We start from the raw sequence: 7332 nt of genomic DNA, 5'->3' as shown, positions 1-7332 counted from the left end.
GAAAGGGCACGAACTCGGCCCACGAGGCTTCCCAGAGCCGTACGATGGCCGGATATCGCTGGCCCCATTCGGCGGTGAACTCGGCGAACCGGTCCTTTGCCGCTTGCTCGGACGGGGCCGTGTAGACGGGCTTGAGCGCCTTGACGATGCCGTCGCGGTGCTGGCGTCGGGCGTAGCGGAAGCTGTTGCGGATCAGGTGCACGATGCATTGCTGCACGACCGTTCGCTCCCACGTGGTCGTGATCGCCTCCTGCAGGCCCTTGAGCCCGTCACAGACGGCGATCAACACATCTTCCACGCCCCGGTTCTTCAGCTCGGCGAACACCTGGAGCCAGAACCGTGCACCCTCGCCGCCGTCGCCGGCCCAGATCCCCAGAATCTCCCGCTCCCCGTTCACGGTGACGCCCATGACGACATAGAACGGGGTGTTGCGCACCTGCCCGTCACGGACCTTGACGACGATCGCGTCCACGAAGAGCACCGGATAGACCGGATCCAACGGCCGGGCTGACCATTCGGCCAGTTCGCCAACAACCTTTTCTGTGATGCGGCTGATGGTGTCTTTGGAGACCTTGGCCCCGTAGACCTCCTCGAAGTGCGCGGCGATTTCCCCGGTGGTCAGCCCCCGGGCGGAGAGCGAGAGGACGATCTGGTCGATCCCGTCCAGTCGCCGTTTTCGCTTGGGCACGATCACCGGCTCGAATGATCCGTCACGATCCCGGGGCACCTCGATCTCGACCGGGCCGATCTCGGTCAGCACGGTCTTGGACCTGGTGCCGTTGCGCATGTTGGCTGCGATCGGCGTCTGGCCATGCTCGTGCCCGAGGTGCTCGGTCAGTTCCGCTTCCAGCGCGGTCTCCAGCACGTTCCGCGTGAGCTGGTTCAGCAGCCCGCCCGGGCCTACCAAGCTCACTCCCTGCTCCTTAACCTGCGCGAGCAACCGCTCCGCGAGCTCCTTCTGATCGATGATCTCTCCCGTCACAGGATCGATCATCACCCCTGTCATCTCGGTCGTGGACTCTGACACGGCCGTCTCCTTTCGGATCAGGCCGGACCCCACACACCGTTTTCTTACAGTCCCCTAGGTTTACGGAATCTCCATTATCGGCGTTCCAAACGAGCAGGGAGCGGACTTCCCGATTCCATTTCTCAATGGCCAGTTCCGTAGAGAAACGCTGAGTGCTGCGGCTATTTTCGATATGGCAACCAGCAGCAACAACCGCTTTCATTCATTGAAATTCCTCCTCCTGCCGGTGAGCAACTGCGTGATGATGGAGGTCGTATGCCGGCGCAGCCGGAGGAATAGAAAGAAGGAACCATGTCCCTCAGCGTGGAGGAAATGAACCAGCAGCTGCCGGTGGCAAATACCCTGCCCGGCGAAGCTGTGCCCTACTACATGGCGTCGGGTGAAGGTGCCCGCTATGAGGTCAACGGCCTGTTGGTCACTGTGATTGCCCGCGCGGTGGATACGGGGGGAATTTTCAGCGCCGCTTATATTTCAGGTGGCATGGGAGTGGAATCGCCGTTCGTTAGCCACAAGGTGGAGCACAAGACCCTCTATGTCTTCGACGGCATCCTGCACGTCTGGCTGCCGGGCGAGAGCCGCATCCTCACCCCGGGCGACTCGGTGGTTATTCCGCCGAACACGCCTCATGCCTACCGCATGGCCAGCCACTACACTCGCTTCCTGAATTGGATGACGCCTGGCGGCGCGGAGGCCTATTACGAGCGTGTCGGCACTCCTATCGACTCACACATCCCGCCCGTCCGCGCTGGCCGCACCTCAAGCCTTCAGGAACAGGCTGAAGTGGGCGCCGAGTTCGGGATCACCTTTCCAGAGGTTGAGCAGGTGGAGCCTTCCTTCAAACGCGACGCCGGCCTGCCGCCCGCGCAGAGCCCCTACTTCCTTAGTGCTCACGAGGGTGAGCGCTTGGTCAGCTACCAGACCATGTTCACCTATCTGTCCCGGCCCGCAAACACCGGCTCGAACTACTTTGCCGTGCACACCAAGGGTGCGAAGACGCCGTATATCCCGCTGCACTTCCATGAGCAGCACACCGAGAACTTCCTGGTCACCGAAGGGCGGATGTGGCTGTACGCCAACGGCCGGGAAATGCTGCTGACGAAGGGCGACTTCGTCCACGCCCCTGCAGGCACCATCCACTCCTTCGCGCTTGACTCGCACAACACCCAGATGCTCGGGTTCCTGACGCCGTCGGTCTTCAACGGCTTCTTTGAGTACTTCAACAAGCCCACCGAGGATTACATGTACACCGAGGGCGGGCAACCTTACATGGACATGGAAGGTTTCGGCCGCGCCCAGGCGGAGATGGATCTCACGGTGGTGGGCCCGCCGCCGCAGCGCCGGATCGCGCTGGAGATCTGGTAGTTCCGAGAGCAAAAGATGGCCCGGCCTTCCGAAAGGAAGGCCGGGCCATCCGTTTGCGGCCAGCGTCCAGCCGCGAGCGTTGATCCTAGCCGCCGGCCAGAGCCTGCTTCACCAGTTCCCGGCCGTAGTCGTTGCCGTTGGGCGTACGGACCACCGTGTGCATGTGGAACGGTGCGGGCTGGTCGTTGCTGAGGAAAACGCCTGTGTGGTGGTCCAGTTCCAGCACCACCACGGGGCTCTGCAGTCTGAAGTAGAAGGCCTCCTGCCCCTCCCAGCCGCCGATCCAGCTGAAGAAGGTCTCTTCGTAATGCTCCTGGACTTCGCGGCGGCGGGCAGCCCTGGGTCCGTCCGGCAGGTATGCGATGAAGTCATTTACCAATGCGTCCAGGACGGCGCGGGCCTCCCCCGTCATATCCGCCACCCGGATCCCCTCGTATGGAATCACCCGGTTGTCCTGGAAGCACCCGCCAAGGTGACGCTCGTCCCCGGCATGGATCCTTCCCTCCGGCATTGCGGCATCCACCATAGATTCATAGACCGTGGCTTCGGCCCGCAGCTTGGCAGGCAATGCCGCCATCAGCTCACGGGCCAGGGCGATGCGCTCCTTGAACACTGCCACCCCCTGGTACGGCCCGGCGTCGATCACATCCGGCTCGGCACCCATAAACACCGGAGAGATCACCAGCTGGGTCCCGGCAACCAGGCAGTTGAGCGCCGCGTGGTGGCCGAACACCTGCCATCCCCACGGTTCCGTCTCAGACGGGTCCCCGTAGAGCGCAAAGTTGTAACTGAACTCGTTCATCAGCAGCGGCAGTTCCACCAGCTCACCAAGGAAGCCGTTGATCCGCATGAGGTTCCGCAACAGCTCATAGCCCTCCGGGCTGAGTGACGCTTCCATGACGGCGTACACGGCATCGCGGACCGGGCCCTCCAGCTCGTCGAGGCGGAGCCCAGTGTCATGCTGCATGAATTCCGGGTTTGCCCAGCTTTGCCACTCGACTGCGTCCACGGCGTAACTGAGCCGGGATGCCTGCTCGAGGGTGACGGCATCCAGGAGCTTCCGGGCCGCAGCCACCATCACCACGGTGGGCGCCTCCTCCCCCGCCAGCGCGGGAGCCAAAGGATAGAGTCCGGAGCGGATGACGCCGTCGTTCGTGATGCCTTTGAATGGCAGCGGATACAGCTTTTTCCAGCCCTCGATCATGGGCCCGGCGAACGAATCTTTGGTGGCCGCCTCGGCGTACTCCCGCGCGTTCAGGCCGCGGATCTCCGCCACGCGAGGGTGGTCAGGGGCGAAAAGAAAGTCACGGAACGACGACGTGGGCACGGGCCCTCCCTTTCTGCTCGTTGTGCTGGTTCTGCTGCTGTTCCCGGTTTCCCTGCCAGGAACAGCCGGCGGCGACGGCGAGGGCTGTTGCTGCTGCCTCTGCCGAGTTCCCCCGCCAGGCCACATGCTGGTCCGGGCGGACCAGTACGGCGTCGGCGCCCCACAACTCGGACGGTGAGGTCCCGTCGTCGAAAGGCCCGACGGCGGCAATCGCCACCGGGATTCCGTTCCGGCTCCCGTTCTGGGCCACGGGAGCAAAGATCTCAGCAGCCGGCCTGCCTGCCAGCGCTGCTTCATCAACCAGAAGGGTGAAGCCCTTGCCCAACAGGTCGTAGACGGAGGCGGACCGGTCCAGCCAGGCGTGCGGAAGCAGGGCTCCGGGACTGGCCGAGGGAACGTACACGATGGGGTCCTCCACAGGGATGGGCGTCCCGTCCGGAACCACTACCGGCGAGTCCCCGTACGCGTATCCGAGGACCAGGCCCAGGGAGTCGAACTCGCTCTGCTTTACCGTCAGGGCTTCGCGTGCCGCGTGCCGGGCCGCGGCACCTGCATCGCCGTCGGCCAGCAGGGCAGGGTCGGCGAAGTGGTAGGCGAGGGCTTTGCCGTTGGCGGCAGCGTCACCGATGGTGCGTGCGGCTACCGGCCGGCGCTCTGCCTCGTAGCTGTCCAGCAGGGCGTTACCGCCCCACCCGTCCAGCACCGCAGCGATCTTCCAGGCCAGGTTCGCGGCGTCCCCCACGCACGTGTTGAAGCCGTGCCCGCCCCAAGGCGGGTTGAGGTGCGCTGCATCACCCACCAGAAACACTCCCCCGCGCCGGTACTTCGGGGCGAGCAACATACGCGCCGTCCACGGATCTGTGGCCAGGACCTGGATGTCGACGTCGTCGCCCACGAGGGAGCGGACCATCTGACCGGCCCTGGCGGTGTTCACCGTTTCCCGGGCGTTGACGCCTTGGATGATGGCCCACCATGTTCCTTTGAGATCCACCGGCCCCACCATGCCCGACGTGTCTGCGCCGACCACCCAGTACTGCACCGCCGGGTCCAGTTCAACCGCCGCGGCAAGCCCGGACGACCGGAACAGGATGCTGATATTGGACAGCGCCGCGGACCCGCCTTCAAGGCGAATACCCAGGCTCCGGCGCACGGCGGACGAAGCGCCGTCGGCCCCGATCACGAAGCCAGCGTCGATGCTGTGGATGGCGCCGGAAGGGCCGGAAAGCAGCGTGGTGTAACGGGCCTCAGGGCCCGTGGCATCAGCCACGGCCTCAACCGTCTCCGTGCTCCAGCCTGTCGCCATCGTCACCAGGGGCGAACCGGCGACGGCAGCGCGCAGCACTTCCTCAAGCATGGGCTGCGGGACCTGCTGGCCGCACTCCGGCTGGGGACCGTAGCGGCCGGGCACCAGCTGGAATGCATGCCGGAACCTGCGCAGTTCATGTGCCGCCGGCCCGGTGAGGCCGGTGCAGAAGCTGACATCCTGCGAATAGCTCACAGGCAGCGGAGAAGCGGCCCGCAATGCCTCCGCCAGCCCGAGCCGGCGCAGGTGCGTCATGGTGCGGGCGTTGGTGGTTTTGGCGCGCGGGCGGGCGTGGTCCACCGAATTTCGAGGTTCCACGACCAGGCTCGGGATACCGCGGGAGGCCAGGTCCAGTGCCAGGAACAGGCCGCTGGGTCCGCCGCCGGAGATCAAGACTTGCGTCTCTGCAGGCAACTTGTCCGGGGAAGCGAAACTGTGGGTGACCATCAGGCAAGGCTCCGCAGGGACAGCTCGCCTACCGGGGTGGTCAAGGTTCCCAGCTTGTCGATCTCCACTTCCACGGTGTCACCGGGCTGCAGAAGCCACTGCGGGGTACGGGCGTACCCCACGCCCTCGGGGGTGCCTGTGGCGATAACGTCGCCGGGGTGCAGCGTCAGGGTCTGGCTGATCAGGGAGATGATGGCCGGAATGGAGAAAATCATGTCCCGCGTGTTGCCGTTCTGTACCTCGGTGCCGTTCACCCGGGTCCGCACCTGCAGGCCGTCCCTGAGGTCCCCCACCTCGTCCTGGCTGACCATGGGTCCAAGCGGGCCGGTGAAGTCGCCGTTCTTTCCCAGCGTCCACTGCGTGGTCAGCTTCTGCGCCCGCCGGGCGGTGATGTCGTTGAAGGTGGAGTAGCCGAAGACTGATTCCACAGCCTCGGCCTCGTCCGCCGACTCCACCCGGCGGCCGATATAGGCGGCCACTTCACCTTCCCAATCCAGCCCATCTTCCCCGGCGGGTACAGGAACGGGGACGTTGCCCACGGAAAGGGACGCCGTCCAGCGCCCGAACAGGGTGGGGTAGGCGGGTAGATCCTGGTCCTTGTAGCTGCCTTCGGCAACGTGCGCCTTGTAGTTCAGCCCCACGCAGATCACGCGCGCGGACGCGGGGACCAGCGGTACTTCGCTAACGGTTCCGCGTTCAAGCGAGGGACCGGCGTCGGCCGTTAGCGTGAGGGCCTTCTCCTGCCAGCCCGCGGGACCGGTCCAGAATTCGGCAACCGGTGCGAGCGGAAAAAGGCGCGAATCCACGAGGGCCGCGGCCCAGGACTCGGCACAGTGGTCGATACCAACAAACTGCATAAGGGGGCCCTTCTGGTCTTGCCCAGGGCGCGGGTGCGCGACCCCGGGTGCGTGAAGTTAAAGTTTTTGCGCCTGGCGGCGGAAGAAATCGATGGTGGCGTCCGTGGCTTGTGTTGCCGCAGCGGGGTCGTCCCCCGGCAGCTGCCACATGTGGTCGGCGCCCTCAATCAGCAGAAGTTCGACGTCGGCGCCCGCGGCTTCCAGCGCCGCTGCCAGGCTTGCGGATTGGGCCGGCGGGACGAAGCGGTCCGCGGTGCCGTGCGCCAGGAAGAACGGCGGAGCGTGCTTTCCCGCATAGCGGACAGGGCTTGCGGCCGTTGCCTTCTCCGGCGCTTCGGATGGCTGCGCGCCGAGGAGGAGTGCTTCACGGGAGCCGGGATCGTCCGCGCTGGCGATGGCGTTGGACAGCGCCTGCTCTCCCATGCGGAGGAGGTCGGTGGGTGGATACCAGGCGGCCACAGCGGCAACGGTGTCGCTGATGTGCGCTCGGTCATGGAGGTCGTCCCGGCCGGGGTGTTCGGTAGACCCGGCCGTCAGTCCCACCAGGCTGGCCAGGTGGCCGCCTGCCGAGTCTCCCCACGCATAGATTCGGTGTGGATCCACGTTGTAATCAGCGGCGTGCGCCCGGAGCCAGCGGACCGCAGCCCTCGCGTCCAGCAGCTGTGCAGGAAAGTGGGCCACCGAGCTGAGCCGGTAGTCTGCCGATGCCACCACAAAGCCCGCGTCAACGAGTCGCTCGATCGGGCTCAGGCCCGCAGCGTCCAGTGAGGGGCCCAGCGACGAGCGGACACCTGTCCGCCAGCCGCCGCCGTGGTAGTGAACCACTGCTGGCAACGGCCCGGAGTCCTGAATGGGGTCGGCGGGAATGTACAGGTCCAGCAGCAGTGCAGCGGCTCCCGCCGGATGGGCAAATGCGATCCCTTTGAGGATCTTTCCTGCCGTCATCGTCCACTCCTTCTCTGTACTGCTTCTTTGTGCCGTGGTGTGATGCCCGCGGCCAGGAGCGGTC

At 65.3% G+C, this 7332-nt stretch carries 6 protein-coding genes; 1 reads left to right on the top strand and 5 read right to left on the bottom strand.

What is annotated here, in order from left to right; genetic code table 11:
• The coding region (locus J7I84_RS19935; RefSeq protein ID WP_214946256.1) for an IS256 family transposase at nucleotides 1-994 on the bottom strand (994 nt) is incomplete at its 3' end.
• A 324-nt stretch (nucleotides 995-1318) separates the two neighbouring features.
• Here J7I84_RS19935 and J7I84_RS19930 point away from each other — a divergent pair.
• Nucleotides 1319-2389 carry a quercetin 2,3-dioxygenase gene (locus J7I84_RS19930; RefSeq protein ID WP_214946254.1) on the top strand — a complete coding sequence of 357 codons (1071 nt, stop codon included), beginning with the start codon at nucleotides 1319-1321 and terminating at the stop codon, nucleotides 2387-2389.
• An 85-nt stretch (nucleotides 2390-2474) separates the two neighbouring features.
• Here J7I84_RS19930 and J7I84_RS19925 read toward each other — a convergent pair whose 3' ends face one another.
• From J7I84_RS19925 to J7I84_RS19910, 4 genes are read right to left on the bottom strand one after another with little or no spacing between them, the layout of a single operon-like run.
• Nucleotides 2475-3716: a DUF3500 domain-containing protein gene (locus tag J7I84_RS19925; protein ID WP_214946253.1), complete on the bottom strand. Its 1242-nt coding sequence runs from the start codon at nucleotides 3714-3716 to the stop codon at nucleotides 2475-2477.
• Nucleotides 3694-5466 carry an FAD-dependent monooxygenase gene (locus tag J7I84_RS19920; protein WP_214946252.1) on the bottom strand — a complete coding sequence of 591 codons (1773 nt, stop codon included), beginning with the start codon at nucleotides 5464-5466 and terminating at the stop codon, nucleotides 3694-3696. Before J7I84_RS19920 ends, J7I84_RS19925 begins: the two co-directional genes overlap by 23 nt.
• On the bottom strand, nucleotides 5466-6323 hold the full coding sequence (locus J7I84_RS19915) for a fumarylacetoacetate hydrolase family protein (RefSeq protein WP_214946251.1): 858 nt from the start codon (nucleotides 6321-6323) through the stop codon (nucleotides 5466-5468). The genes J7I84_RS19920 and J7I84_RS19915 overlap by 1 nt, the downstream gene beginning before the upstream one ends.
• A 57-nt stretch (nucleotides 6324-6380) precedes the next feature.
• Nucleotides 6381-7268, bottom strand: coding sequence for an alpha/beta hydrolase (locus J7I84_RS19910; protein ID WP_214946250.1), 888 nt, complete (start codon nucleotides 7266-7268; stop codon nucleotides 6381-6383).
• Nucleotides 7269-7332: the final 64 nt, after the last annotated feature.

Source organism: Arthrobacter sp. ISL-85, from assembly GCF_018613675.1.
Classification (GTDB): Bacteria; Actinomycetota; Actinomycetes; order Actinomycetales; family Micrococcaceae; genus Arthrobacter.
This window is presented reverse-complemented; position numbering and strand designations above follow the sequence as displayed.

Excerpts from the sequence above, each read along its gene's own strand:
- J7I84_RS19930 (WP_214946254.1), top strand. The coding sequence starts at position 1,319 with ATGTCCCTCAGCGTGGAGGAAATGAACCAGCAGCTGCCGGTGGCAAAT.
- J7I84_RS19920 (WP_214946252.1), bottom strand. The coding sequence starts at position 5,466 with ATGGTCACCCACAGTTTCGCTTCCCCGGACAAGTTGCCTGCAGAGACG.
- J7I84_RS19915 (WP_214946251.1), bottom strand. The coding sequence starts at position 6,323 with ATGCAGTTTGTTGGTATCGACCACTGTGCCGAGTCCTGGGCCGCGGCC.
- J7I84_RS19910 (WP_214946250.1), bottom strand. The coding sequence starts at position 7,268 with ATGACGGCAGGAAAGATCCTCAAAGGGATCGCATTTGCCCATCCGGCG.